At 39.6% G+C, this 26,071-nt stretch carries 25 protein-coding genes; 11 read left to right on the top strand and 14 right to left on the bottom strand.

What is annotated here, in order from left to right; all coding sequences use genetic code 11:
- Positions 1-551 precede the first annotated feature (551 nt).
- A complete protein-coding gene (locus DXB58_RS24965; protein ID WP_233527364.1) occupies positions 552-1,382 on the top strand; it encodes a GyrI-like domain-containing protein in 831 nt (276 codons plus the stop codon).
- Positions 1,383-1,429: 47 nt separating this feature from the next.
- On the opposite strand, the gene DXB58_RS24960 is transcribed toward DXB58_RS24965, so the two are convergent.
- From DXB58_RS24960 to DXB58_RS24930, 7 genes are all read right to left on the bottom strand, one after another.
- A complete protein-coding gene (locus DXB58_RS24960; RefSeq protein ID WP_122138606.1) occupies positions 1,430-2,167 on the bottom strand; it encodes a hypothetical protein in 738 nt (245 codons plus the stop codon).
- Positions 2,168-2,412: 245 nt separating this feature from the next.
- Positions 2,413-2,721, bottom strand: a complete 309-nt coding sequence (locus tag DXB58_RS24955) for a hypothetical protein (RefSeq protein WP_233527363.1) — start codon at positions 2,719-2,721, stop codon at positions 2,413-2,415.
- Between the two features lie 7 nt (positions 2,722-2,728).
- A complete protein-coding gene (locus DXB58_RS24950) occupies positions 2,729-3,598 on the bottom strand; it encodes an agmatine deiminase family protein (RefSeq protein ID WP_122138605.1) in 870 nt (289 codons plus the stop codon).
- Between the two features lie 242 nt (positions 3,599-3,840).
- The gene (xylE, locus tag DXB58_RS24945; RefSeq protein ID WP_122138604.1) at positions 3,841-5,295 is read right to left on the bottom strand and encodes a D-xylose transporter XylE; all 1,455 of its coding nucleotides are present in this window, start codon (positions 5,293-5,295) and stop codon (positions 3,841-3,843) included.
- 136 nt (positions 5,296-5,431) lie between these two features.
- Complete coding sequence (xylA, locus tag DXB58_RS24940) at positions 5,432-6,748, bottom strand: xylose isomerase (protein ID WP_117512938.1); 1,317 nt, start codon at positions 6,746-6,748, stop codon at positions 5,432-5,434.
- A 40-nt stretch (positions 6,749-6,788) separates the two neighbouring features.
- Positions 6,789-8,312, bottom strand: coding sequence for a xylulokinase (locus tag DXB58_RS24935; protein WP_122138603.1), 1,524 nt, complete (start codon positions 8,310-8,312; stop codon positions 6,789-6,791).
- Between the two features lie 112 nt (positions 8,313-8,424).
- Positions 8,425-9,156, bottom strand: a complete 732-nt coding sequence (locus DXB58_RS24930) for an NUDIX domain-containing protein (RefSeq protein ID WP_122138613.1) — start codon at positions 9,154-9,156, stop codon at positions 8,425-8,427.
- Positions 9,157-9,497: 341 nt separating this feature from the next.
- Here DXB58_RS24930 and thiD point away from each other — a divergent pair, with 341 nt between their 5' ends.
- The 4 genes from thiD to sucD all read left to right on the top strand — a co-directional run bounded on the left by thiD (position 9,498) and on the right by sucD (position 13,496).
- Positions 9,498-10,334 carry a bifunctional hydroxymethylpyrimidine kinase/phosphomethylpyrimidine kinase gene (thiD, locus tag DXB58_RS24925; protein WP_122138602.1) on the top strand — a complete coding sequence of 279 codons (837 nt, stop codon included), beginning with the start codon at positions 9,498-9,500 and terminating at the stop codon, positions 10,332-10,334.
- Between the two features lie 50 nt (positions 10,335-10,384).
- A complete protein-coding gene (gene fabD / locus DXB58_RS24920; protein ID WP_004295871.1) occupies positions 10,385-11,272 on the top strand; it encodes an ACP S-malonyltransferase in 888 nt (295 codons plus the stop codon).
- Positions 11,273-11,471: 199 nt separating this feature from the next.
- Positions 11,472-12,602, top strand: a complete 1,131-nt coding sequence (gene sucC, locus DXB58_RS24910; RefSeq protein WP_122138601.1) for an ADP-forming succinate--CoA ligase subunit beta — start codon at positions 11,472-11,474, stop codon at positions 12,600-12,602.
- A 33-nt stretch (positions 12,603-12,635) separates the two neighbouring features.
- The gene (gene sucD, locus DXB58_RS24905) at positions 12,636-13,496 is read left to right on the top strand and encodes a succinate--CoA ligase subunit alpha (RefSeq protein ID WP_122138600.1); all 861 of its coding nucleotides are present in this window, start codon (positions 12,636-12,638) and stop codon (positions 13,494-13,496) included.
- Positions 13,497-13,606: 110 nt separating this feature from the next.
- Here sucD and DXB58_RS24900 read toward each other — a convergent pair whose 3' ends face one another.
- Entirely contained in the window at positions 13,607-14,386 is a 780-nt protein-coding gene (locus tag DXB58_RS24900; RefSeq protein ID WP_122138599.1) for a DUF4396 domain-containing protein, read from the bottom strand.
- Positions 14,387-14,522: 136 nt separating this feature from the next.
- Here DXB58_RS24900 and DXB58_RS28010 point away from each other — a divergent pair, with 136 nt between their 5' ends.
- Positions 14,523-14,696: a hypothetical protein gene (locus tag DXB58_RS28010; RefSeq protein WP_004316403.1), complete on the top strand. Its 174-nt coding sequence runs from the start codon at positions 14,523-14,525 to the stop codon at positions 14,694-14,696.
- Between the two features lie 62 nt (positions 14,697-14,758).
- On the opposite strand, the gene DXB58_RS24895 is transcribed toward DXB58_RS28010, so the two are convergent.
- The 6 genes from DXB58_RS24895 to DXB58_RS24870 form a co-directional block, all read right to left on the bottom strand.
- Positions 14,759-15,004, bottom strand: coding sequence for an RNA-binding protein (locus DXB58_RS24895; RefSeq protein WP_004295865.1), 246 nt, complete (start codon positions 15,002-15,004; stop codon positions 14,759-14,761).
- 276 nt (positions 15,005-15,280) lie between these two features.
- Entirely contained in the window at positions 15,281-16,003 is a 723-nt protein-coding gene (locus DXB58_RS24890; RefSeq protein WP_122138598.1) for a LytTR family DNA-binding domain-containing protein, read from the bottom strand.
- On the bottom strand, positions 16,000-17,022 hold the full coding sequence (locus DXB58_RS24885) for a histidine kinase (protein WP_309574121.1): 1,023 nt from the start codon (positions 17,020-17,022) through the stop codon (positions 16,000-16,002). Before DXB58_RS24885 ends, DXB58_RS24890 begins: the two co-directional genes overlap by 4 nt.
- Before the next feature lie 35 nt (positions 17,023-17,057).
- Positions 17,058-17,774, bottom strand: a complete 717-nt coding sequence (locus DXB58_RS24880; protein WP_233527361.1) for a histidine kinase — start codon at positions 17,772-17,774, stop codon at positions 17,058-17,060.
- Positions 17,775-18,115: 341 nt separating this feature from the next.
- Positions 18,116-19,009, bottom strand: a complete 894-nt coding sequence (locus tag DXB58_RS24875; RefSeq protein ID WP_117937963.1) for a DUF6268 family outer membrane beta-barrel protein — start codon at positions 19,007-19,009, stop codon at positions 18,116-18,118.
- A gap of 198 nt (positions 19,010-19,207) precedes the next feature.
- On the bottom strand, positions 19,208-20,710 hold the full coding sequence (locus DXB58_RS24870) for a glutamine synthetase family protein (protein WP_022200158.1): 1,503 nt from the start codon (positions 20,708-20,710) through the stop codon (positions 19,208-19,210).
- A 393-nt stretch (positions 20,711-21,103) separates the two neighbouring features.
- Here DXB58_RS24870 and DXB58_RS24865 point away from each other — a divergent pair, with 393 nt between their 5' ends.
- From DXB58_RS24865 to DXB58_RS24845, 5 genes are all read left to right on the top strand, one after another.
- On the top strand, positions 21,104-21,814 hold the full coding sequence (locus DXB58_RS24865) for a DUF169 domain-containing protein (protein WP_122138612.1): 711 nt from the start codon (positions 21,104-21,106) through the stop codon (positions 21,812-21,814).
- 241 nt (positions 21,815-22,055) lie between these two features.
- Complete coding sequence (locus DXB58_RS24860) at positions 22,056-22,565, top strand: hypothetical protein (RefSeq protein ID WP_004295851.1); 510 nt, start codon at positions 22,056-22,058, stop codon at positions 22,563-22,565.
- 14 nt (positions 22,566-22,579) lie between these two features.
- The gene (locus DXB58_RS24855; protein ID WP_004295850.1) at positions 22,580-23,515 is read left to right on the top strand and encodes a DUF362 domain-containing protein; all 936 of its coding nucleotides are present in this window, start codon (positions 22,580-22,582) and stop codon (positions 23,513-23,515) included.
- A gap of 7 nt (positions 23,516-23,522) precedes the next feature.
- Positions 23,523-25,067, top strand: coding sequence for a 4Fe-4S binding protein (locus DXB58_RS24850; RefSeq protein WP_122138596.1), 1,545 nt, complete (start codon positions 23,523-23,525; stop codon positions 25,065-25,067).
- Positions 25,068-25,234: 167 nt separating this feature from the next.
- Positions 25,235-26,041, top strand: a complete 807-nt coding sequence (locus DXB58_RS24845; RefSeq protein ID WP_008998281.1) for a patatin-like phospholipase family protein — start codon at positions 25,235-25,237, stop codon at positions 26,039-26,041.
- The last annotated feature ends 30 nt before the right edge of the window (positions 26,042-26,071 follow it).

The raw sequence follows: 26,071 nt of genomic DNA, 5'->3' as shown, positions 1-26,071 counted from the left end.
ATAAGAATGAAAAAAGGACGACAAGATAGAATCGCGGAGACGCTTACCTCTTTTTCTGCAAATTCCAAAGGTGAAGAAGCACTCCTTCACCTACAAAATACTTATTCACAGGTAATTCAGAAGAAAGATGAAGGAGTAGATAAAAAATGTTTCTTATATATAGAGAATGCTGCTTAAACAGAAAGAGAAAAAAGCAGTGTTTTAAGAGAAGGAAAGCGATGCTTTAAGTAGGCTAAAGCAATGCTTTAGTTGCGGAAAATAGCTGCTTTTATTTGATTCTGCTTCTTCTATCCACTTCTCTCTAGTCTGGAAAATTCTAAAGGCAAAACAATTAGATTTTCCAAAGGAATCTTTTTTAAGCCAGAAACAGATATGAGAAATCATAAAATCAACTTTTGAATCATTTTCATATAGGATGCGTATATAAATACTATCTTTGCGAATATCAATCATAAATAAAAGAGTACCCCAAAAGGTAAAGAAAAGATATGAATTCCAACAAATTCTCCTATCAAGGACAAATCGAGACAATTCTTCATTATCTAAATTCCATGATACAAAAGAATTGGACAGGTAAAACTGCCGATGAGTTCAATCGTTTGATATCCATACCTGAATTAGCTAAAATGGCATGTATGTCTGTTCGTAATCTTCAGCTGATGTTTAAAGCTTACACTAGCGAAACATTACATCAATATATCATTCGTACACGCATGGAATATGCCCAGCAATTACTCAAAGATAATAAAAAAAGTATAGCTGAAATATATGAATATATTGGATTTGCTAACCAGTCAGCTTTAAATAATACACTTCAAAAAAAATACAATCTCACTCCTCGAGAACTACAAAAGAAATTATTGGAAACAAATCATACTTATCCTTCATATATTTCTCCTTACCGCATAGTGGAATCAGAAACAATACCTGTCTTATTTTTATCTTATATTGGCAATTATGACACTTGTAGCACAGTTGCTTTTGAGACATACACTTGGGACTGCCTATATGAATATGCAAAAGAAAACTCTTTATTGCTAGATAAGGAAGATTATTGGGGGATAGCTTATGATGACACGGACATTACCTCATTAGAAAAATGCCGTTTTTACGCTTGTATAGCTATTCAAAAAGGAATAGGACCCAATCTCCCTCTCACTAGTCCAATAAAACACATGGATTTACCTCAAGGTACATACGCAGTTTATATCCATCAAGGAGATTATGCATTGTTAGATGCCTTTTATGAGACAATATTGAAACAATTACCGCAATTTTATAGCTTAGGAGAAACTCCAATCCTGGAACATTACTTGAACTCTCCCACCGACACAGATGTGAAAGAGCTTCTTACTGAAGTTTGGATTCCAATCGTTAAATAATTTTATATAAGGGCGATATTTCACCCTTATATAAAAATTAATAGTTATCATGCCTGATATACACTTTTTATCAAAGACTTAGGACAATATCCGAGGATGTCAATAGAAATTTTCTCGGCTTCTTCTTTTGAGATGTTATCATTAACGATATAGTTCCTGAATACATTTTCCTTTTCTTTATATGCATAAGATGAAAGCAGCGGTCCTACGATCGTTCGTAATTGCAAGTTTTTAAAATCGTCACTTTGCTTGTCACTTAGACCAACACGTGTAGAATGCATGATGATTGATTTACTTTCTCCATCACGGCAATCTTTAACAGCTTCTTTTAAAACAGATTCTTTTTCCAAAGTATCATAATCTACATTCTTATCCTCAACAATAAATTTTAAAACATCATTCGGTCCAAATTTAATTGTGCCATCATCAAACTTAGCACTTCTTATTAAGATGCCATAATATGCATTAACGTCATCAGATAAACAAATGTCAATACCTCCTCTTGTTCCACCTTTAAATTTTGAATTCTTTGTTATACCTGTACGATGAACATAAAATCTTCCATAATTATTTTTTTGCAGTTCATTTCCATGCACAAACTCATCATTAAATTTTACATCTTTAAAATAAGCTTCTACTTCAATTGGGTAAATCCGTAGCCCATTACTTAGTTCAAACATATAGTTTGTGACTATTAGCTTATTAATTACTTGAAGTTGTTTCTCTATTTCCTTAAAATCACTACATTGCATTAAAACTGCAATTTCCTTTTTCAAAGTATCCATAATTATTATAGTATTAATATTTCTTTGGGTAAAGATAGTCTTTTTAGTAAAGAGTTGTACCGAATATATCAACTTTTTACTTCTCACTTAGATGATATCAAATAGTCAACAACGGAGTCCCAATTCGGATACTGTTCCGAACCAAATAAGATTAATTCACCACTAAAATTTTCAGCACCATTTTTGAGGCGATCATCTATCAAAAAGTCTCCTTTGTTCAAATTTTTATGATGACTAAGAATTAATCATTTATAACCATCTGTACCTAACCATTTTCTCACCCATATTAGTTTATCTGACCAGGCAGAAGGATTATTCCAAGGTGCCGTGGAAAGAATATATACATCATAAAAACGCGCTAAATGATGGTAGGCATTAATTGCTCCTTCATACGGACTCATTCTTGCAAAAATATTAGGTACTTCATCATATCGTCCTTCATATTCTCTCTTTTCGTATTCACTCAACTTGTTAATACCTGATTGAAAGTCAACCAGAACATTATCCATATCAATATAAAGTATAGGTTTGGAAATCGGTAATGCTGATATCATATAATTTCTATAATTTACTCACAGTCCAAGACAAACAATTCAATGCACCTCCCCATTTCTTTACAATCGGAGCCATATTAATTTGGCAAATTCGCCCCTCATAGGAAGGATATAATTCTTTTATCTGTTCTAAAGCCTCTCCATCTGTAGGTAATCCAAGTCCGGGGACAATGATTATATCACGTGTCTGAAGCATATTTATGTATGCCCAACTATTCTCATAATACTTACTAAGTTTTAAATCCACAACTACAAAAACGTCATTCAATCTACGTCTCATCTCCCGTTCTATCTTTTGAGGATACACTTTCAAGTTGACCAAAATCTTACCATCGCCAATATTGTGAACAATCCCATCTGTATGACCACAGATATCATATCTATCCCATGGTAGAAATATAATATCTGCTCCATAAAAGTTTGCCTTTAATATTGCCAGTACTTCTCCCTGATCGATCTGCGAATTTTCTTGGAACACCTTTTCTGTCATGATAATAATTGGTTTCCGCTCTCTTATACATGATCCCATCCGCTTAGAATTTCCCTCACACATAACAACATTCCCTCCATCAACTATAAGTGGCGATTGAATAATATCCATCTTGCTACTCATGGCTTTAAGTACGGGAACGATATTAGTTTTATACTGTGGTTTATCCGTCAAATAATCAGGTTCATAGCGGAATTGAATATAAATATTAGCTCCCCACTGTATTGGCATATAATCTCGGCACCAATAATCTTTAGTGTGCATCAAAGTCCCATGTGCTATATGATGGCGAGAAAGAATATTAGATAATTCTTCATAAACTTTAGGGTAGTGACGTACAAAAAGGTTCGAAAAATAAACGGTATCTTTATATTGCTCTGTTATCATACTTCAATTTTTATAATGCAAAGATAAGCGCATCATTGGAGAATATATTTACTCAAAAATGCAAAAACATTAATTGTAACACCAACGATAAAACAATTAATGCAAAATAAAAGATTGATTTACTGTACGATATGTATATAAACAATTATGACACCATACCATTGGTATGATGTCATAATCTCAATAGAATCATGTCAGGAGGCCAAAGTCATAATGACATGATGAAATTACACTAACCTAATTTATTTATCTTTTTTCCAAAGTTTGCTCATATCTTCCAGTGTCTTACCTTTCGTTTCAGGTACCCAACGCCAAACGAAGATGGCAGCAGCTACGCAGATAATGCCATATAAACTATACGCAAACATCGGGCTGAAATCGTACAATGCCGGGAAAGTAGAAGATACAATATAATTGAATATCCATTGGAAAGCTACAGCGATTGCCACCGCTTTACCACGGATAGTGTTCGGGAAGATTTCCGAGATCAATACCCAGCAAATCGGTCCCCAGGACATCATAAAGAATGCAGCATACACAATCACTGAAAGTACCGGAAGGATACCCTTTATTGCCATGCTGTCACACATTGCTACTGCAAATGCACCAACAGCCATACCGATAGAACCGATTATCAACAACGGTTTACGTCCGAAGCGGTCTACAGTGAAGATAGCAACCAGTGTAAAGACAATGTTTACAACGCCCATAATAACCGTTTGCATCATACCACCTCCTTCTGCACCTGCATTTTCAAAAATACGAGGAGCATAATATAGTACGGCATTAATACCGATAGCTTGCTGGAATACAGAAAGCAAAATACCGATTACAATTACTGCCACTCCATAGGTAAAGATCTTCTCTGTCTTTTCATGAGCAGTAGCTTTAATATCATTAAGGATTTCCTGTGCTTTTATCTTACCATTGATCTTTTCCAGAATTGAGTAAGCCTTTTCATCCTGCTGTATCAATACAAGATAACGAGGAGTCTTCGGAACAAAGAACAACAACAGGCCAAAGAAAGCGGCTGGGAAAGCTTCCGAACCGAACATGTAACGCCATCCTTCATAAACAGTCCACATATCAGATTCAGAACTAACAGACAGCACACCGGCTGCATCTTTCAAAATAACAGGATTCTGATGGTCGCCCATAATCAGGAAATTCACGAAGTACACTACCAACATACCGAAGATGATAGCAAACTGGTTACACGATACAAGCGTTCCACGAATATTGGAAGGGGCTATTTCAGCAATATACATCGGACAGACTGCAGAAGCCAGTCCTACTCCGATACCACCCAAAACACGATACAGATTAAAAGCAATCAGCAAATCCATGTTCGGCTTTCCATATTCGAAGAATAAGAATTCCGGATAATAGGAACCTAATGCTGAAAGGAAGAAGAGTACGGCAGCAAGCCTTAAGGAATTACGACGTCCCAAACGGGAAGCAAATATACCGGAGATCGCACCACCCAGTACACAGCCAATTAATGCACTGGAAGAAGTGATTCCATGCATTACTTTATTGTATTGAAAATCAGAGGCCGAAAGGAAAAAAGCTTCCAAGCCTTTCTCTGCACCGGAAATAACGGCTGTATCGTATCCGAAAAGCAGTCCTCCCAAAATGGCGACAGAGGTGATCGAATATAGGTAGAGTTTACTACCCTCGTTCGTTGTATTAATCATGGTTATAAGTAGATAAAGTAGTGTTGTAGTAGTTGGAAATCTCACCACAGAGTGACACAGAGTTTCACAGAGAAATATAATATTGAATGAAAATGAACTCTGCGAGACCCTGTGCTACTCTGTGGTGAATTAATTATTAGCAATACATATTCAGAATTGCTTCATAAAGTTCTTGTTTACCGCTAGTCTGCTTCGGTTCACCGTTTGCTTTAGCATAAGCAACTACGTCTTCCAAAGTCAACTTGCCATCTTCAAATTCTTTACCTTTACCACCATCGAATGAAGCGTAACGGTCAGACAACATTTTCTTATATGGAGATTCGTTCAACAAAGCAGCTGCGCTTTCCAATGCACGAGCCATAGCATCCATACCTGCAATGTGAGCAATGAAGATATCTTCCAGGTCGGTAGAGTTACGACGAGTTTTAGCGTCGAAGTTTGTTCCACCGTTACCCAAGCCACCATTACGGATAATTTGCATCATAGCTTGTGTCAGTTCGTAATTGTCAATCGGGAACTGGTCTGTATCCCAACCATTCTGATAATCACCACGGTTAGCGTCGATAGAGCCCAACATACCGTTGTCTACTGCTACTGCCAATTCGTGTTCGAAAGTATGACCAGCCAAGGTTGCGTGGTTTACTTCAATATTCACTTTGAAATCTTTATCCAAGCCATGAGCTTTCAGGAAGCCGATCACAGTTTCTGTATCTACATCATACTGGTGTTTAGTTGGTTCCATCGGTTTCGGTTCGATCAGGAAAGTTCCTTTGAAGCCACGAGCACGAGCATAATCACGAGCCATAGTCAGCATTTTTGCCAGGTGTTCTTTTTCACGTTTCTGATCTGTGTTCAGAAGAGACATATAACCTTCACGGCCACCCCAGAATACATAGTTTTGACCACCCAGTTCGATAGTGGCGTCGATTGCATTCTTGATCTGAACAGCAGCACGAGCTACTACGTCAAAATCAGGATTAGTAGCAGCACCGTTCATATAACGTGCATGACCAAATACGTTGGCAGTACCCCACAACAGTTTGATGCCTGTTTCAGCTTGTTTCTGTTTTGCATAAGCTACGATTGCTTTCAGATTAGCTTCGTATTCTTCGATGCTTGCACCTTCAGAAACCAAGTCTACATCGTGGAAACAGTAGTATTCGATACCCATTTTCTGCATGAATTCGAAACCTGCATCCATTTTATCTTTTGCTGCTTGTATAGCGTCAGCACTACTATTCCAAGGGAATTGTTTTGTTCCGCCACCGAATTGGTCACCGCCTTCAGCACACAAAGTATGCCACCATGCCATAGCAAATCTCAACCAATCTTTCATCTTCTTACCGTTGATTACCTTTTCAGCATCGTAGTAACGGAATGCCATCGGATTCTTACTATCTTTACCTTCGAACTTAATCTTTTCAATTCCTGGGAAAAATTCTTTTGTTGCCATAATTCTTTTATTTTTAAATGGTTATTATTTAAATTGTTAATTATTTATCTGAAGAAAGAACCGGAGCCGGTATGTTACCGGTCATCGACTTTTCAAGGCGGTATTTCCATTTTGCATAGGCATCAGCATATTCCTGACGTTTCGCCACATTAGGCTCGATCACATCCAGTTTGTCAAGCGTAGCAAATGCTTCATTGTTATCTTTGTAGATACCTGCACCAATACCTGCACCTTTCGCAGCTCCTACTGAACCGTCTGTATCATAAAGCTCGATAGTGGCTCCTGTAACTCCCGCCAACGTATCGCGGAAGATAGAACTCAAGAACATATTAGCATGTCCGGCATGGATCATCTTCACGGGAATTCCCATCTGCTCCATGATATCAATACCATATTTAAAAGAGAATACGATACCTTCTTGAGCGGCACGGATAATGTGGTGTTTGCCATGTGCATTGAAGTCCAATCCACGGATGCTGCAACCGATTTCTTTATTATTCAACATACGTTCAGCACCGTTACCAAAGGGTAGAATACTGATTCCCGCACTACCGATAGGAGCTTTAGAAGCCAACACATTCATTTCATTATAAGATATTCCTTCGGGAGCAATGTTGCGTTTTACCCATGAATTAAGAATACCTGTTCCGTTGATGCAAAGCAATACTCCCAGACGTGTCTGGTCTATTGCATGATTGACATGGGCAAAGGTATTGACACGTGACTGCGGATCATAATTCACTTCACCGTTCACACCATAAACTACTCCTGATGTTCCCGCCGTAGAAGCAATCTCGCCCGGATTGAACACGTTCAGAGAGAGAGCATTGTTAGGCTGGTCACCTGCACGATAAGTAATAGGTGTTCCCTCTTTCAATCCAAGTTCTTTGGCAGTCATTGCACTGACGCGTCCTTGTTCTGCGAAAGTCGGTTTTATATCTGCGATCAAAGAAGAGTCGAATCCGTAATAATCCATTAGGAAGTCAGCCACCCGGTTGTTCTTGAAATCCCAGAACATACCTTCCGAAAGTCCGGAAACGGTTGTGCAAATCTCTCCACTCAACTTCATGGCAATATAATCACCCGGCAGCATTATCTTGTAAATCTGTTCATAGATGGCAGGTTCGTTTTCTTTAATCCATGCCAACTTGGAAGCTGTAAAGTTTCCCGGCGAGTTCAATAAATGAGAAAGACATCTCTCCTCTCCGATTATTTCAAATGCTTTCTGGCCGTATGGCACAGCACGGGAGTCACACCAGATAATAGCAGGACGCAATACACGCTGATTCTTATCGACACATACCAATCCGTGCATCTGATAAGAGATACCGATAGCCTTTATTTCAGCAGCACTCACTCCGGATTCGGTCATAATAGCCTGTGTAGCCAACTTTAAGTTTTCCCACCAACTTTCCGGATCTTGTTCCGCCCATCCGGGATTCACTGCAATAATATTCGCTTCTGTTTTCGGAAAAAATGCCGATGATACACATTTACCTGTTTCAGCATTTACCAAACTCGCTTTTACAGACGAGCTACCTATGTCATAACCTAATAGAAACATAATTTTATTTACGATTAAACGATTTACTATTTACGATTTAACGCTCAATGCCCGACAATTAATACTATAACATTCAACGCCTAATACTTGATACTTAATGCTTGAATAAAGTCTACCTTCTCACCTTATTATATATCTTCTTATCAAATTTATAATAACGGGCAGCACGGTGAGCCACTCCTTGTTGTTTTTCTTCCAGAGGAACTACATATTCCATCATGGCTATTTTCTTATGGAAATTGCGTACATCCACAGCTTTGTCGTATACTAATTCAAAAAGGGTTCTTAATTGTGCAGCTGTAAATTTGCGCGGAAGCAGTTCGAACAGCATGGATGGATTGAATTCTACAAACTGACGAATATAAGTAAGTGCTTCCTTAATAATCAGATTATGGTCGAAAGCCAATGTTTTCACATCTTTCAAAGCAATCCAGCAAGCCTGATGATCGTCCAGATTCTTATCCAACGTACGGTCTATCTTCACCATTGACAGATATGCAATGGTAACAATACGTTCCACTCTTGACTGCATGGCTCTTTCCAGCCAACGTACATCTTTCGGATTACTTGTTCTGTTTTTAGAACCGAATGCTTTAAACTGCATCAGATTCACATTTTTAAGTCCTGTCAGTTCATACAAAACCCGTTGTGCTGCTTCATCCAGGTCTTCATCCATATATATAAGACTTCCGGGAAGTTTCATATCGTGATATACTTCTCCATTATCTTCACCTGCACGTTTTACAAGCAACACTTTCAGTTGTTCTCCGTCAAAACCAATCACTACACAGTCCACTGATATATGATTGTTTGCTAAAGGTGTATTTTTCTGTAAATTTTGCATATCCATTTCTTTAAGACGGTGCAAATATAGAGGCTAAAACTCATCAAAACAAAAATAAGAACTATGCTATAAAACATTGTTTTTCATATAAATACATATCATACATTCTACAATATGAATAGTTAGTGTTATCTTACGAATTACAATATGTATTTTAGTATTTCCGCGAGTGAGTAATTGTATAAAGTACAAAAACTAGATGGACGCTTTATTATCAGTACTTTTCATATCATTTCCAGCAGATAGCGGTAAAGGTACTTATTGTATTTTAAACGATATGCCATTTTGTACCTTATCGTTTTTTATTCTATCTTTGTCGGGTAAATATTAAAAAAACTAAAATGGAACGTCATCCAGTCATTTTATCCATTGCCGGCTCCGATTGTTCAGGAGGCGCAGGTATTCAAGCAGACATAAAAACAATCTCCGCTTTAGGTGGCTATGCGGCATCGGCTATTACTGCCATCACCATACAAAACACACTGGGAGTACGTGCCGTACAATCTATCGCCCCTGACATTGTTCGTGGACAAATAGAAGCAGTGATGGACGACCTGCAACCGGTTGCCATCAAAATAGGAATGATAAATGATATTCAGATTGTTCGTGTGATTTCCGACTGTTTACAAAAATATTCACCTGCATACGTCGTCTACGATCCGGTAATGGTGTCTACCAGCGGAAAGAAACTCATGACAGATGAAGCTATAGAAGAAATAAAAAAAGAACTTTTGCCGCTTGTGACATTAATCACTCCCAACATCGACGAAGCGAAGGTGCTTACAGGCAAAAGTATTCACAATATTCAGGACATGCAGGCAGCCGCCAAAATGCTGACGGACGATTATCACACTAGCATCTTGTTAAAAGGCGGACATCTGGAGGGAGACAATATGTGCGACCTTTTGCACACGTCCGAGTCTATCTACCATATATATAAGGAGAAAAAGATAGAAAGCCATAACCTGCATGGAACCGGGTGCACCCTCTCCTCTGCCATTGCTACTTATCTGGCCAAAGGATACCCCATGCGAGAATCCATCCAGCACGCTAAAACGTATATCACTCAAGCTATTATCGCAGGAAAAGAATTGAATGTCGGACACGGCAACGGCCCTTTATGGCATTTTCCGGACTCCGTTGCACAAATGTGTACATTTTGTGCGGTTGTATCATAAAAATACGTAACTTTGCACCCGCAATTAAAAATCAATTAAATAATAAAAATATGAAAGCATTTGTATTTCCCGGTCAAGGCGCTCAATTTGTAGGAATGGGTAAAGACCTGTATGAAAACTCAGCTTTAGCAAAAGAATTGTTTGAAAAAGCAAATGATATCCTCGGATATCGCATTACAGATATCATGTTCGATGGTACAGACGAAGATCTCCGTCAGACAAAGGTTACTCAGCCTGCCGTATTCCTTCACTCTGTTATCTCTGCTCTTTGCATGGGTGATGACTTCAAACCGGAAATGACTGCCGGCCACTCACTCGGCGAATTCTCTGCATTGGTAGCTGCCGGTGCATTGAGTTTTGAAGATGGTTTGAAACTTGTTTATGCACGTGCAATGGCTATGCAGAAAGCTTGTGAAGCTACTCCTTCTACTATGGCTGCCATTATTGCATTGCCTGATGAGAAAGTAGAAGAAATCTGCGCAGCAGTAAATGCAGAAGGTGAAGTTTGCGTACCGGCTAACTACAACTGCCCGGGACAAATCGTTATCTCCGGTTCTGTACCAGGTATCGAAAAAGCTTGCGAACTGATGAAAGCTGCCGGAGCTAAACGTGCTCTTCCGCTGAAAGTAGGTGGTGCTTTCCATTCTCCATTGATGGACCCTGCTAAAGTTGAGTTGGAAGCTGCTATCAAGGCTACGGAAATTCATACTCCTAAATGTCCGGTATATCAGAATGTAGACGCACTTCCTCACACTGATCCTGCAGAAATCAAAAAGAACCTGGTTGCCCAGCTGACTGCTTCCGTACGCTGGACACAGTCTGTTAAGAATATGGTTGCCGACGGTGCTACTGATTTTACAGAATGTGGCCCGGGTGCAGTACTTCAAGGACTGATTAAGAAAATTGACGGTACTGTCAACGCTCACGGTATTGCATAAGCATCCGTAAAAAAGACTTTATCTTTAAATATATGAAGCGTGTTGGTAACTATTGCCAACACGCTTTTTTATATTAAGCCTATTCATAGCATACGGATTAACATGTTGTATAACACCCCGTTACTTTTCTTTTCCGGCAAACTTTCCGTATCTTGCTATTGTTTTTATTACAGGAATCATTTACTCAAATTTATGAGCCATGAAAATACATGAATATCAAGCGAAAGAGATTTTCTCCAAGTACGGAATACCTGTCGAGAGGCACACTTTATGCCGTACAGCCGCAGGTGTCATAGCCGCTTACCGGAGGATGGGAACAGACAGGGTGGTTATAAAAGCACAGGTATTAACCGGAGGCCGGGGAAAAGCCGGAGGAGTGAAACTGGTAAACAATACGGAAGATGCTTATCAGGAAGCTAAAAATATTCTCGGAATGAGTATTAAAGGACTTCCGGTCAATCAAGTACTGGTTAGTGAGGCGGTAGATATTGCTTCCGAATATTATGTCAGTTACACCATCGACCGAAATACACGTTCTGTCGTTCTGATGATGAGTGCATCCGGCGGTATGGATATCGAAGAGGTAGCCCGTCAAACACCGGAGAAAATCATCCGATATTCAATCAATCCATTTATTGGTCTTCCCGATTATCTGGCAAGACGTTTTGCTTTCTCCCTCTTTCCTCAAATGGAGCAGGCGGGTAAAATGGCGGCCATCCTTCAGGAACTTTATAAGATCTTCATGGAAAATGATGCATCATTAGTGGAAGTAAATCCGCTGGCACTCACCAAGAAAGGTACGTTGATGGCTATTGACGCAAAGATTGTTTTTGATGACAATGCGCTCTATCGCCATCCGGAGGTACATGCTTTATTTGATCCGACGGAGGAAGAAAGAATAGAAGCAGACGCTAAAGATAAAGGATTCAGTTATGTCCACATGGATGGTAACATCGGTTGTATGGTAAATGGTGCCGGACTCGCTATGGCTACTATGGACATGATTAAACTTTATGGAGGTCAGCCAGCCAATTTTCTCGACATTGGTGGTAGTTCCAATCCTGTCAAGGTAATTGAAGCCATGAAACTTTTATTGCAGGATGAAAAAGTGAAAGTGGTCCTGATTAATATTTTTGGAGGAATCACCCGCTGTGATGATGTAGCAATGGGGCTTCTTCAGGCATTCGAGCAGATAAACAGTAATGTACCTGTTATCGTACGGCTTACAGGCACTAATGAGCATATCGGACGGGAACTGTTACGGAATTACAACCGTTTCCAAATAGCCACAACGATGAAAGAAGCTGCTCTTATGGCTCTGAAAGCATAATAAGTACCCAAATCATTAATAAATAAAGCAATTATGAGCATATTAATAGATAAATCCACCCGCCTGATTGTACAGGGAATTACTGGGAGAGACGGACTTTTCCATGCCAAGAAGATGAAAGAATACGGAACCCATGTTGTTGGAGGAACTTCTCCGGGCAAAGGAGGAACAGATGTAGACGGCATCCCCGTATTCAACACTATGTATGACGCGGTTGAACAAACGAAAGCCAATACTTCTATCATTTTTGTTCCGGCACGTTTTGCGGCAGATGCCATTATGGAGGCAGCAGATGCGGGCATCCGGTTAATCGTCTGCATTGCGGAAGGAATCCCCACGCTGGATGTAATTAAGGCGCACCAGTTTGCCGAACAAAAAGGTGCTATGCTGATCGGCTCCAACTGTCCGGGACTGATCTCTCCGGGAAAAAGCATGGTAGGCATTTTACCAGGACAGGTCTTTTTAGAAGGAAATGTCGGAGTTATCAGCCGTAGCGGAACACTTACTTACGAAATTGTGTATCACTTAACGGCGAATGGCATGGGACAATCCACTGCTATCGGCATCGGGGGTGACCCTGTTGTAGGTCTTCATTTCCGTCAACTGCTGGAGATGTTTCAAAATGATCCGGAAACAGAAGCGATCGTCCTGATTGGAGAGATTGGAGGAAACGCAGAAGAACAAGCGGCTGAATATATCCGCAATAATGTAACCAAACCTGTAGTGGCATTTATTGCGGGGCAATCAGCTCCTCCGGGGAAGCAGATGGGACATGCAGGAGCTATCATCTCGGGAAGTTCCGGTTCAGCAAAAGAGAAGATTGAATCCTTAGAAGCTGCCGGTATCCGGGTAGCACAAGAACCTTCGGATATACCGAAACTATTGAAAAGATAAACTCCAAAAGAGAAAGACAAGACAAAAGTAGTCATATCATAATAGATGCAGATTCACTCCCTCAAATAAGTAATTACATACTTATCGTTTAGAGTAAATCTGCATTTATTTTACATACCTTTCTTTATACCTAATTTTATAAGAAGAGCATTCATAGGATATGCACAGAAGAAGCCGAAAAGCATAGCCAACTGCATCATAAACCAGAATATCCATGTGTCTTTGGGTAACGGTTCATTGATGAACAATACAAAATAGACAATCGCCATCCAGCCATACATTCCTACCTGCCAGGACAAAAGAGAAAAGAAATCCGCTTTGAAAGCACGAGCAAAAGCATTACCTACCGATATTTTTTCCATCTCCCGAATAGCATAGAATTGGAAATAAACACCAATCATCAAAGCCAGAATAAAGTCAAGTACCCAATTACCAAAGAGCTGACTTCCTGCCACAGTTACAGGAACGTAGTTTGTAAACCACTCTCCTATGATATCTGCCAATGTACATCCTGCACCACAATGAAGCGCCGACAAAGCTACCGATTGCCAATAAGGACGTTGCATTCCTTGCATCGACATTTCTCCCTGCATGGGCATATCCATCGCCATATTATCTTTCATACCGGACATATCCATTCCCTTCATATCAGACATATCTTTCATGCCAGACATATCCATTTTCATCCCATCATCCTCCACTTTCATCGGAACACTCCGTCCAAACTTATTATACGCCCATAAAGCTAAATAACTTCCCCATAATGCAGATAATATCCAGACTGTATTCATTATCTTCATTGATTGCGGACGATGTGTCAGGTCTATGGCAATATGTACTGCAATTCCGATACCTGAACATACTAAGAAAACGGCTATTAAATTGAGCATGACTGTATGTTTTTAAAGATTCAGATTACAAAACATCCTTTATTTGTGAATAGTTCACCCCATTACTTTTAATTTTATCCCGTCGAACTATTCCCCACACGAGTTGTTATCATTTTATAATCAAAACAATAGAAATATGAGCAGACGTAGACAATTAGAGCATGAAGTATCTGTTGCTCAAGAAAGAATAAAGAAAGCTGCAAAAGATACACCGAAGAATATCCTGAAATTATGGGAACAAGAGCTGGTAGACCTGGAATTGGAACTCAATAATATGGTGGATGATGAAGAAGATAACAATGAGGATTAACAGAAGAAAGGCGCGCTAGTTACCTAGTGCGCCTTTCTCTATTACTGTATATGTATTCAGTATTAATTCTTTGGCAATGCTTCTTTTACTACCATTGAACGACCTACATATTCTGCACCGTTCAATTGTTCGATAGCTTTAGCAGCTTCTGCATCATCCGGCATTTCGATAAACGCAAAACCTTTTGATCTTCTAGTTTCACGATCTGTGATTAACTTTACTGAAGCAACTGTTCCATACTCTTCCATTACATGTCTCAAATCTGATTCCTTAACATTATAGCTAAGATTTCCAATGTACAAATTCATAAAATACAAATATAAAAAATTAATAATTCAATAAGAAAGTTTTAGGAAGATCTTAATTAGAGATGGATATGCTCAAATAAATGAGAAGATTCATGTAAAAAAATCAAATCGTAATAAACCTCTTTATTGTTGTTGATGCAAAGAAAGGCATTATTTGGGGATATTGCACTATATTCTCTCCTTTTTCTTTCTGCAAAACATCTTTTTTATGAAAATAAGCCAATACTTAACGTTCTTATTCTTTTTATACCAAGCCATTCCATGTAAACTACCGGATTAGTCTTTCTGCAAATTCTTCGCTACAAATTCCTCAAAAAACGTTTTCTTATAGTTTCCACCTCCTATTCCTATCTCATAAGACTTAATAAAAATATCATTGGTATCAAAAGAGTCGATCCGTGAGGTATTGACAATATAGGACTTGTTTATCCGGAGAAACTGTTTAGCGGGCAGTTGCTCATGAATATTTTTCAGATTCATCTTAGTAATCACCCGCTGATCTTCCAATTGGAGAATGGAATAATCCTTTAGTCCTTCAATAAAAAGAATATCACTGAAGTTTATCTTGATATAGCGTCGCTCCGATTTGATGAAGATATATTCTTCCTGTATCTCCTCCACTCTTTCGGCTGTTTCCGACAATAACAGTTTATGATATGCTATTGCCTTATTGACTGCTTTCAGAAAACGGTTCATTTCAATGGGCTTCACCAGATAATCAATGGCACTTACTTCATAACTATCGAGTGCATATTCCGCATACGCCGTTGTAAAGACAATCAACGTATTCATGGGAATGCTTTGCGCAAATTCTATTCCGGTAATTCCCGGCATCTGAATATCAAGGAAAATCAGATCAACCGTATATTCATTTATATAAGCGGACGCTGCGATAGCATTATTAAAGCTACCCACCAATGTCAGTTGTGGAATCTGCTCCACCAATGACTTCATACCTTTGCGAGCTACCGGCTCGTCATCAACAATAATACAATTCATAAGTTTAGATGTAAGTTGACATTATAAGTTGTTTCTTTATCTTCTATCTGTAACGTATACCGTGATTCATAAAGTAAATCCAGTCTGCGTTTCACATTGGCCAATCCTATTCCCCCTTCCCGCTTAACAGGAACACGGGGCTTAGAATTTTCGCAACGAAACGTCAACCGTTTATTATGCACAGAAAAATACAGGTGAACATAAGATAAATTGTCGCTATCCAAATTATGTTTCACCGCATTCTCTACAAAAGGAATAAACAATAACGGAGGAATACAGATATTCTCCATATTTCCCTCTTGAAAGATTGTATATTCAAAATGATCCCTTCTCACCTTCTCCAATTCAAGAAAGCTGGTGAGAAACTGTATATCTGCAGTAAGAAATACTTCTCTTCTTGTACTGTCATTCAACTGGTAGCGAAGTAGATTGTCCAGTTTCTCCAATATCTGTGAAGCCTCATCCGGAGCATCCTTTACCAAAATATTGGCATTATTCAGCATATTAAAAAGAAAATGCGGATTGATCTGTTTCTTTAATTGTTGCAATTCTGCCTGTTTAGTCGCCTTCTCCAATTCAAGAATCTTTTTATCGGAGACAACCCAACGGCGGAATAGTTCAAAGCTCGTACAGCCACCTGCACTTAATAGCAGTACTAATACTCCATAAGCAATACTATCAAAAGAAACAGCATGGTTATCCTGTATACAAAACCCACGAATACCGTATCGTTGATATAATGGAGACAGAAATATAAATCCTAATAATACACTCACTAAATTGACTCCGAGAAACGAAATCCAATAACACCATAACTTGCGCTTGGCCTTATACAGGAAACGGGGCACTAACCAATATATATTCAGATAGATAGGAAATGCAAAAACCAATATACTAACCGGATATGCATATAGGAAACCTTCTCTAGTAAAATCTCCATATACATTCTGAAAGCCCAAAAAGAGTATAATAAATAGCAATAGTAAGTTACTGATAAGCCTGAAACGGTCATTTACCAGATTCTTCCCCCAATCGTATACATTTCAGGTATCTTTCATAATTCCAACATTAAACCAATGGTACACAGTGCCTCATCATTATAGTCACTTTTTAATTGATAACCTCCCGGATATAACAAGTCCAATCGTTGCCGTAACTTGTCAAAAGCAGGTGCTACTTGCAGACTTTCCTTTTTTCGCAGACAGTATGTACAAATGAATCGAAGCTGATTCTCTTTCATTTGAAAATCGATCCTTATATTTTCTCCCTTTCCATTCTCTCCACATACAGTTGTCCGAATCACATATTCTATCACAGGCATAAACAATAAAGGAGGAACTTGTATATAACGCACTTCATTCAGGATGTTGACTTCAAAATTAAACTCCGGATTACATAGTTTCTCCAACTTCATATAATCAGTCATAAAATCGATATCATCTCCCAACAATACCTGTTGCCGTTCACTTTCATAAAGTTGGTATCTAAGCAACCGACTTAATTTAAAGATAAGCAATGACGCCTTTTCTCCATCTTCTCCCAGCAAGGTTCGTACCTTATTCAATATTCTCGAAAAAAACTCCGGTTGGAGTTGATCCTTCAAATGATTTAGATCAGTCTGTATGTTAATATTCTCCAATTCATTTAATCGTTGTTGATAGGCCACCCAACGATGCAGAAAAATAGTAAAAGAAAAAGCCAGGAAATAGAGTATCAGTGCCAATGCATTTATCAACAGAAAGAAAGGGAGATCACTGTTTAGTCTTTGCATCTGTTCGGGTATAACATAATATTGCCCTAGAAAACAAATAGCACCAACCATGGCGGTCAGCATAAATCCAACAAGGCAACTCAAATATATGATATACTTTTTATATCTACGCTGAAACAGATAACCGGGAATTAACCAGTAAGTATGCAGATTTATGATTCCCCATAGAATGACAGAAAGTAAAAGACTAACTCCCGTAGAAAGATTTAGCCCTAAACTATCGCTTTCGACAAAAGTGCCTCTGAACACTAAAAAGGAGACTACAAGAAATATCCCTATTTGCTTCAGTAACGTATATAATAGTATCTTAACTGACATCAGGCGATAAAGTTACCATTTTTTTAGAACTTATACTTCATTCCCACCGAAACATACATTGCCGGTTTAAAATATGGATCAGTATCTTTAGACATATCTTCGAAGAAAGCCTTTAAAGTGCGGGTAGTGTAATAAGCTATTCTGCTACACGACACACCGGCAGTAGCAGTGATTGAAAAAGAATTCCCCATACTTACTTCCGGTTGTAAACCTACAATAATGAATTGCTGGGAAAACATAGTATCTTTTCCTTCTCTTTCCAACAATGCCAATGACCCGTTCATTTCTGCCACTAACCTTAGATTCAGATATTTATTCATTTTCATTCCTGCCGATACTTCCATGGCATTCAGCATCGAAACTTTAATCTGATAACGTCCTTCGGTGCTCCAATCAAAATAAATAGCAGGAAATACCATCGGATAACCAAACGTGTTATTTATAGCCAATCCGGCTCCAAGAGATAAATTGGACTTGAACTGCCGGATGAAAATAACTCCTCCCTGTCCCAGGACATTCTTCAGTTTTACATCAGAAGAGGTATAAACACCTGCACCAACTGTCGTCAACAAGAGCCATTTTTTGCTGATAGGGCGAATATTGGTTACGCTCAACTGCATATTTATGATTTGATCTATGTCTATGTAAGATTGAAGATTCTTATTATTCATTGCCGTATAGCTTCCTCCTGCCGAAATCATCCAAATTGTGGGCTGATTTCTTTCATTCATTTTCTGTGATACGGGAATATTGACGTTCCCTTCCACAAAGCACATATCCCCTTTCCCGGGATACTGTCCGTTTTCATCTTTATATCGGGAAGAAGATATATACCCGGTTTTCACACTAACCTGTGCCTGTATATTTTCAGGAAGTAATAGAAACAAGGCGAACGCACTTAACAAAATAATCCTCATTCTTTTATCTGTTTTAGGGTTTGAATGAGACAAAAGTAGAGTTTTACCGATCTGCGTAGAGAGTTTGTAGACCAAACCCGGCATTAAGTAGACCAAACCTGTAAATTTGTAGCCTATTTGGTCTGAATGTATTATATAAAAAAATAAAAGACTACCTTTCAACCGAAGATAGTCTTTTATTCATATATCATTTTTTAATTATCCACAATGGAAATACTTATGTACGAGATCTAACATCTCCATCGGCTTTCCTTCCAAATCCGCACGCAATGTTTTATCTTCATAACCACGAAGTCTGCGGATGATACCATCAATCATTGCCGGGCTGAATACATTATATTGTTCAAAGATTGCCCGTTGTTGTTGCAGGCAATCGGCAGAAGCTTCACAGCTATCCGGCAGTTGCGCCAGTGATTTCAGCTTATCTTCGTTTTCTTTCTGATGGATATTCACATTTACATAAGTTTTTTCAGCAATGTCCAGCGCATTTTCAATCTCAAAACCATGACGGCAGGCAACAGCCAAACCAGCCAACAGTTGATACAAATCTGCCGAACCATCCGGAGAACGCATTTCTACAGTCTGCTTCTGGCTGGTGTCAAAATGACTTTCAGCTTCCAACGGATTTGCCAATGTACACATATCTGTTTTTGCAGCCCATCCCAGAGGTACACGTACTAATACAGAGCGGTTACGATCTCCCCAACAAACATTGGTAGGTGCTTCCTGATGAGGAACGAGACGGAAATAAGAAGTAGGATTGGTATTTCCAAAAGCAGTAATTGACGGAGCAAGCACCATCATTCCGGCAATTGCCTTGCGTGCTGTTTCCGACAAAACACCGTCTTTCAGCATCTGGTTCTTTCCGTCTTTCATGATACGCATGTGGACATGCAAGCCCGAACCAGCTTTACCTGCCGTAATCTTTGGAGCAAAGGTTACATTGTATCCATATCTAAATCCTAGATTACGAATCACCCATTTGGCAATCATTAATTGATCTGCTGCCTGCGATACGGGAACCGGCAGGAATTCTATTTCATTCTGCTCATAGATATAACCATCCAGCGTAAAATTACCTACTTCAGAGTGTCCATACTTTATTTGTCCGCCTGTCTGTGCGATGTAAGACATACATTGGGTACGGAATTCATTGAATTTAGCATAAGGGCCCGATTCATGATAACCACGTTGATCGGTTGCCTGGAACATACCGGTGTCCGGAGCTATTACATAATATTCCAATTCGCCCATTGCCTGAAATTCCATTCCGGTAACTTCTGTAAAAGTCTTGCTTGCTTTGTAAAGGGTGTGTTCTGGTGCACTTTCAAGTGGTTCACCGTCTTTATTGAAGAAAGAGCAAAGCATGGACAGCGTCGGAATCTCGGCAAACGGATCAACGAATGCTGTGCAAAAACGGGGAATTACATAAAGGTCACTACTGCCCGCTTCTATAAATGAGAAAAGGCTGGAACCGTCTACCCGTTCTCCACATGTGAGAATAGCTTCCAGATAAGCTTGATTGTTGATGACAAAGTTCAGAGTTTTCAGACGCCCGTCTCCCGCCGGATACATAAAATTAACCATGCGGATATCTTTTTGCTGGATAAATGAGATAATGTCAGCTTTTGTAAACTCTGAAGTTGGTTTCTGAAGGAATGCCACCAACTGGTTAGCATTCATTGATAAATCATAATTCATAATCGGTTGTTTTTCGTTGTTGTATGATTAAAACGGTTTGTTGAATGCCAAAGATAAGGAAAAGATGGAAAATCGAGTAAGAAAAGATTTAATTATTTCTTTGTCATGCAGCATTTATGTCTATTATCCTATTTAAAACGCTTCAGGTCTTTCTTCTCAAAAATCCATTCCGGAGTGTATAGTTTCCCAGTATCCGTTTCGGTCAGCTCGTACTAGGGAGAAAAGTTGCGGTTGGTTGAAAAGCGATTCATGGAGCGACTGGACGATGCATCTAAAAACTGGAAGAGTGCAAGAAAAGTGTATCAAACATTAACTTTTAAATCACTTGCGCTTATCCTTTTTTATTCTAACTTTGTAGAAAGACTTGCATACAGAACTAAAATTGATAAGCTTATGGATATCCTAACTTTTATTCAAAATTTCAGAGAGGCATTCGGAGAAAATGCTGAATTGCCTCTTGTCTTCTGGTACTCGGATGAGCAAAAGGGAGAAACAGAAAAGATAAACGGTTGCTTCTTCAAAGGTATAAAGACGGCAAGAGATGGTGGTATTATCAGCCTGAATGCCGAAAACATCGGTTGTGGCGGTGGTAAATTCTATACTGGTTTCACCGAAATGCCGGAACGTGTGCCAACTTTTGTTTCGCTCAAAGAGAAATACAAACAGACTCCCGAAATGGTTATCGACTTTATACAGCAAATCGGAGTTCCCCGAACAGAAAAAAAGTATCTTCATTTTGCACGTATAGATAAGGTAGAAAGCCTTGAAGAAATAGAAGGTATTGTATTTCTGGCAAATCCGGATATGCTTTCGGGTTTAACCACTTGGGCTTTCTATGATAATAATGCAGAAGATTGCGTTGTTTCTACCTTTGGTTCCGGTTGCAGTACTGTAGTAACACAAGCCACGTTAGAGAATCGTAAAGGAGGCAAACGTACTTTCCTCGGCTTCTTCGACCCGTCGGTTCGCCCTTATTTCGAAGCTGACAAACTAAGCTATACCATACCTATGTCCAGATTTAAAGAGATGTATGAAACGATGCGCCAAAGTTGTCTGTTCGATACGCATGCATGGGGAAAGATTAAGGAAAGGATGAACGGATAGCCGCCCTGCTTGTCTTTGAAGGTTTCCCGTAGGGCAACTGTTGTTTCCCCGTAGACAAACCACAGTTTCCCCTGCGGGGGAACAACAGTTTGCCTATGGGGAAACTATGATAATCTACGGAGGAATGAATTCTTTTCCTGCCGGATTAAAAAAAATGTCGGCAGGATTAAACCTTTTACTAGGAGAAAAGTCTTATCACTAATATATTATCATACTATTCAACATTAAAGTATCAACGAAAATGGAAACATCCGTCAAACTCTATTCGCTGAAACACAGCAATGTGAAAACCTACCTGTTCGCCTTACTGTTCGTAGCGGGTAACATTGCACTTCCACAATTATGCCATCTCGTACCTTATGGTGGTCCTACCCTGTTACCTATTTATTTTTTCACGCTGATTGCAGCTTATAAATATGGTTTTCTTGTAGGATTATTGACTGCTATTCTTTCACCAGTCATCAATCATTTATTGTTTGCCATGCCCTCGGAGGCGGTACTTCCCATCCTGTTAATCAAATCGTCCTTACTCGCCGGAGCTTCAGCTCTTGCAGCACGTACTATAAAATCGGTTTCATTACTGGCCATTCTTGGTGTCGTACTCACTTATCAGGTCATAGGCGTTGCATTTGAATGGGCCATCGTCGGAAGTTTCTACGAAGCAGTACAGGACTTCCGTATCGGTATTCCGGGAATGTTACTGCAATGGTTCGGCGGATACGCCCTCCTGAAAGCAATTGCAAAACTTTAAACTAATATAGAAAGATGGACAGAAGGGACTTTTTAAAAACAGTAGCTATCACCGGAGCTGCCCTGACTATACAGCGTTCGGAAGCTATGGAGGTGTTAACTCAAACAATCAATAAAGCAAACGGAAGCAATCCTGATCTGGTGGCCGTTATGGGCGGAGAACCCGAAGAGATGTTCCGCCGTGCCATAAGCGAACTGGGGGGTATGAAGCAATTCGTGAAACCGGGGCAGAAAGTGGTTGTAAAACCTAATATCGGTTGGGATAAAGTGCCGGAACTGGCAGGAAATACGAATCCGAAACTGATTGAAGAAATCGTCAGACAATGTTTTGCCGCCGGAGCTAAAGAAGTGGTCGTGTTCGACCATACTTGTGACGATTGGCAGAAATGCTACAAAAACAGTGGTATTGAAGCCGCTGCCAAAAAGGCCGGAGCCAAAGTAATGCCTGCACATCTGGAGTCGTATTACAAACCAATTGATCTGCCAAAAGGCAAAAAGATGAAGAAAGCCAAAGTGCACGAAGCGATTCTGGATTGTGATGTATGGATCAATGTTCCTATTCTGAAGAATCACGGAGGGGCCAATCTGACTATCTCCATGAAAAATCACATGGGGATTGTGTGGGATCGCGGATTCTTCCACCAGAACGATTTGCAACAATGCATCGCAGATATCTGTACATTACAGAAGAAAGCTGTACTCAACGTAGTAGACGCCTACCGGATTATGAAAACAAACGGTCCGCGGGGACGATCTGCATCTGATGTTGTACTGGCAAAAGGATTGTTTATCTCACCGGATATTGTAGCCGTAGATACGGCTGCTGCCAAGTTCTTCAATCAAGTACGTGAGATGCCACTGGATACAGTAGGACATCTCGCCAATGGAGAAGCACTGAAAATAGGAACCATGAACATTGACAAATTGAATGTCAAGCGAATTAAGATGTAAAACAACCATGTTAAGAAGGCTACGTATTGGAATATCAGCACTTTTGTTTGTGCTGATTTCTTTCTTTTTCCTCGATTTTGCAGAAATATTACCGAACAGTTTCCATCGGCTGGCACATTTGCAATTTGTTCCAGCCTTGCTTTCACTAAGTATAGGTATCTTATTATTTCTCATTGTGTTAACGCTTTTATTCGGACGTGTATATTGTTCTACAATCTGCCCTATGGGTATCTTGCAGGATGTGATTGCACGAATTTCCAAAGCAACGGGAAAAAAGAAAAAAAGATATAGTTACAGTCCTGCAAAAAACAAATTGCGCTGGGGTGTGCTCGGACTGACAGTGGTCGGGTTTCTATGTGGATTTACATTTATTGTTGGTTTGCTCGATCCGTACAGTGCGTATGGACGTGTAGTAGTGCACATATTCAAACCTATCTATATGCTGGGGAATAATCTGCTGGAATCACTCTTTGCCAGATTTGACAATTATACATTTTATCAGGTAGACACCTCCATCTTGAGCATTTCTTCCCTTCTCATCGCTATTATTACTCTTGCAGCCATCTTTGTAATGGCATGGAAACATGGACGGACATGGTGCAATACGATTTGTCCCGTAGGAACAATATTGGGGTTATTGAGCCGATTTTCATTATTCAAAGTCCGTATTGATACTGCCAAATGTAATGGATGCGGGCTTTGTGCCACCAAATGCAAAGCAGCTTGCATCAATAGTAAAGAACACGCTATTGATTATAGTCGTTGTGTAGATTGTTTCAACTGTTTGGGAGCATGCAAACAAAAAGCATTAGTTTACGCCCCTTCTTTAAAAAAACAGTCTGACGTAGAAACTCCTGCACCATCATCACCGGATTTGGATTCATCCAAACGCCGTTTTTTGGTTGCCGGTCTTGTTACCGCCGGAGCAACCCCCAAACTCATCTCCCAGGCCAAGGAATCTGTAGCAAGCCTGGAAGGTAAGAAGGCATACAAAAAGGAGAATCCGATCACTCCTCCGGGGTCTATCAGTCGGGAACACTTCCAGCAGCAATGCACATCCTGTCATCTTTGTGTCAGCAAATGCCCTTCTCATATCTTGAAACCGGCTTTCATGGAATATGGCTTGGCAGGCATGATGCAACCTACTGTCAGCTTTGAGAAAGGATTTTGTAACTTTGACTGTACTGTCTGTGGAGATGTCTGTCCCAATGGAGCAATTCTTCCCATAAGTGTAGAGCAAAAACATCTTACACAAATGGGATATGTTGTTTTCATCGAGGAAAATTGCATTGTTTATACTGATGGAACCAGTTGTGGAGCCTGCTCCGAACACTGTCCCACGCAAGCAGTGGCGATGGTGCCGTATAAGGATGGATTGACAATTCCTCATGTAAATAAAGAAATATGTGTAGGTTGTGGAGGATGTGAATATGTTTGTCCCGCCCGTCCATTCCGCGCCATCTATATTGAAGGAAATCCCGTACAAAAAGAAGCAAAACCATTCAAAGAAAGCGAAGAACACAAAGTTGAGATAGACGATTTCGGATTCTGACCGTCATGGTACCGGAGCAGAGCTTCCATCCCATATTTTAGGTTCTATGCCGGTTTATTTCAAATGTGAATAAGACAGATAGTATAGATTTAAAAAAAACTATCCATTATATTCCTCCTACTTTCAATAAATTCACTAAATTCGTGGCGAACTAAAGAAAGCAATTCATGGAGGTATTCACAAATAACTGGAATAGCCGGAAATATCAGATTGGCTATGCACTAAGCGGAGGATTTATTAAAGGATTTGCCCATTTGGGAGTCATGCAAGCTCTTCTGGAACATGATATTAAACCGGAAATCATCTCTGGAGTAAGTGCAGGGGCACTTGCAGGTGTCTTTTACGCGGATGGTAACGAGCCACACAAAGTACTTGATTATTTCTCCGGACATAAATTCCAGGATTTAACGAAATTGGTGATTCCCAAGAAGGGGCTATTTGACCTCTGTGAATTTATTGATTTTCTCCGGACTAACTTAAAAGCAAAAAATCTGGAAGAACTACAACTTCCCCTGATTATCACAGCAACTGACCTCGATCATGGTCGCATGGTTCACTTTCATCGAGGAAACATAGCGGAACGGGTCGCCGCTTCCTGCTGTATGCCTGTCATGTTTTCTCCGGTCAACATAGAAGGCACTAACTATGTGGATGGAGGATTGATGATGAATCTTCCAGTCTCTACCCTGCGCAGGGTTTGCGATAAAGTGGTAGCTGTCAATGTAAGTCCCATCATGGCACAGGATTACAAAATGAATATTGTAAGCATTGCTATGCGCTCATTTCATTTCATGTTCCGCGCCAATACCTTTCCCGAAAGAGAAAAATGTGATTTATTAATCGAACCATACAACCTATACGGATACAGTAACACCGAACTGGAAAAAGCAGAAGAAATCTTTGGGCAAGGCTATAATACAGCTAACGAAGTACTTAATCAACTGTTGGAAGAAAAGGGAAAAATATGGAAATAACCTCCTATCCATCAGAAATAAGAATGAATA

Origin of the sequence: Bacteroides sp. OM05-10AA (genome assembly GCF_003439055.1) — a bacterium.
Lineage (GTDB): Bacteria > Bacteroidota > Bacteroidia > Bacteroidales > Bacteroidaceae > Bacteroides > Bacteroides intestinigallinarum.
This window is presented reverse-complemented; position numbering and strand designations above follow the sequence as displayed.

Coding starts and splice junctions, on each gene's coding strand:
- DXB58_RS24950 (WP_122138605.1), bottom strand. CDS start 3,598: ATGATAACAGAGCAATATAAAGATACCGTTTATTTTTCGAACCTTTTT.
- DXB58_RS24960 (WP_122138606.1), bottom strand. CDS start 2,167: ATGGATACTTTGAAAAAGGAAATTGCAGTTTTAATGCAATGTAGTGAT.
- xylE (WP_122138604.1), bottom strand. CDS start 5,295: ATGATTAATACAACGAACGAGGGTAGTAAACTCTACCTATATTCGATC.
- DXB58_RS24880 (WP_233527361.1), bottom strand. CDS start 17,774: ATGCAAAGACTAAACAGTGATCTCCCTTTCTTTCTGTTGATAAATGCA.
- DXB58_RS24955 (WP_233527363.1), bottom strand. CDS start 2,721: ATGATATCAGCATTACCGATTTCCAAACCTATACTTTATATTGATATG.
- DXB58_RS24875 (WP_117937963.1), bottom strand. CDS start 19,009: ATGAGGATTATTTTGTTAAGTGCGTTCGCCTTGTTTCTATTACTTCCT.
- DXB58_RS24895 (WP_004295865.1), bottom strand. CDS start 15,004: ATGAATTTGTACATTGGAAATCTTAGCTATAATGTTAAGGAATCAGAT.
- DXB58_RS24935 (WP_122138603.1), bottom strand. CDS start 8,312: ATGTTTCTATTAGGTTATGACATAGGTAGCTCGTCTGTAAAAGCGAGT.
- DXB58_RS24900 (WP_122138599.1), bottom strand. CDS start 14,386: ATGCTCAATTTAATAGCCGTTTTCTTAGTATGTTCAGGTATCGGAATT.
- DXB58_RS24930 (WP_122138613.1), bottom strand. CDS start 9,156: ATGCAAAATTTACAGAAAAATACACCTTTAGCAAACAATCATATATCA.
- DXB58_RS28010 (WP_004316403.1), top strand. CDS start 14,523: ATGAGCAGACGTAGACAATTAGAGCATGAAGTATCTGTTGCTCAAGAA.
- thiD (WP_122138602.1), top strand. CDS start 9,498: ATGGAACGTCATCCAGTCATTTTATCCATTGCCGGCTCCGATTGTTCA.
- DXB58_RS24845 (WP_008998281.1), top strand. CDS start 25,235: ATGGAGGTATTCACAAATAACTGGAATAGCCGGAAATATCAGATTGGC.
- DXB58_RS24855 (WP_004295850.1), top strand. CDS start 22,580: ATGGACAGAAGGGACTTTTTAAAAACAGTAGCTATCACCGGAGCTGCC.
- DXB58_RS24890 (WP_122138598.1), bottom strand. CDS start 16,003: ATGAATTGTATTATTGTTGATGACGAGCCGGTAGCTCGCAAAGGTATG.
- sucD (WP_122138600.1), top strand. CDS start 12,636: ATGAGCATATTAATAGATAAATCCACCCGCCTGATTGTACAGGGAATT.
- DXB58_RS24860 (WP_004295851.1), top strand. CDS start 22,056: ATGGAAACATCCGTCAAACTCTATTCGCTGAAACACAGCAATGTGAAA.
- DXB58_RS24865 (WP_122138612.1), top strand. CDS start 21,104: ATGGATATCCTAACTTTTATTCAAAATTTCAGAGAGGCATTCGGAGAA.
- DXB58_RS24965 (WP_233527364.1), top strand. CDS start 552: ATGATACAAAAGAATTGGACAGGTAAAACTGCCGATGAGTTCAATCGT.
- xylA (WP_117512938.1), bottom strand. CDS start 6,748: ATGGCAACAAAAGAATTTTTCCCAGGAATTGAAAAGATTAAGTTCGAA.
- DXB58_RS24870 (WP_022200158.1), bottom strand. CDS start 20,710: ATGAATTATGATTTATCAATGAATGCTAACCAGTTGGTGGCATTCCTT.
- sucC (WP_122138601.1), top strand. CDS start 11,472: ATGAAAATACATGAATATCAAGCGAAAGAGATTTTCTCCAAGTACGGA.
- DXB58_RS24850 (WP_122138596.1), top strand. CDS start 23,523: ATGTTAAGAAGGCTACGTATTGGAATATCAGCACTTTTGTTTGTGCTG.
- fabD (WP_004295871.1), top strand. CDS start 10,385: ATGAAAGCATTTGTATTTCCCGGTCAAGGCGCTCAATTTGTAGGAATG.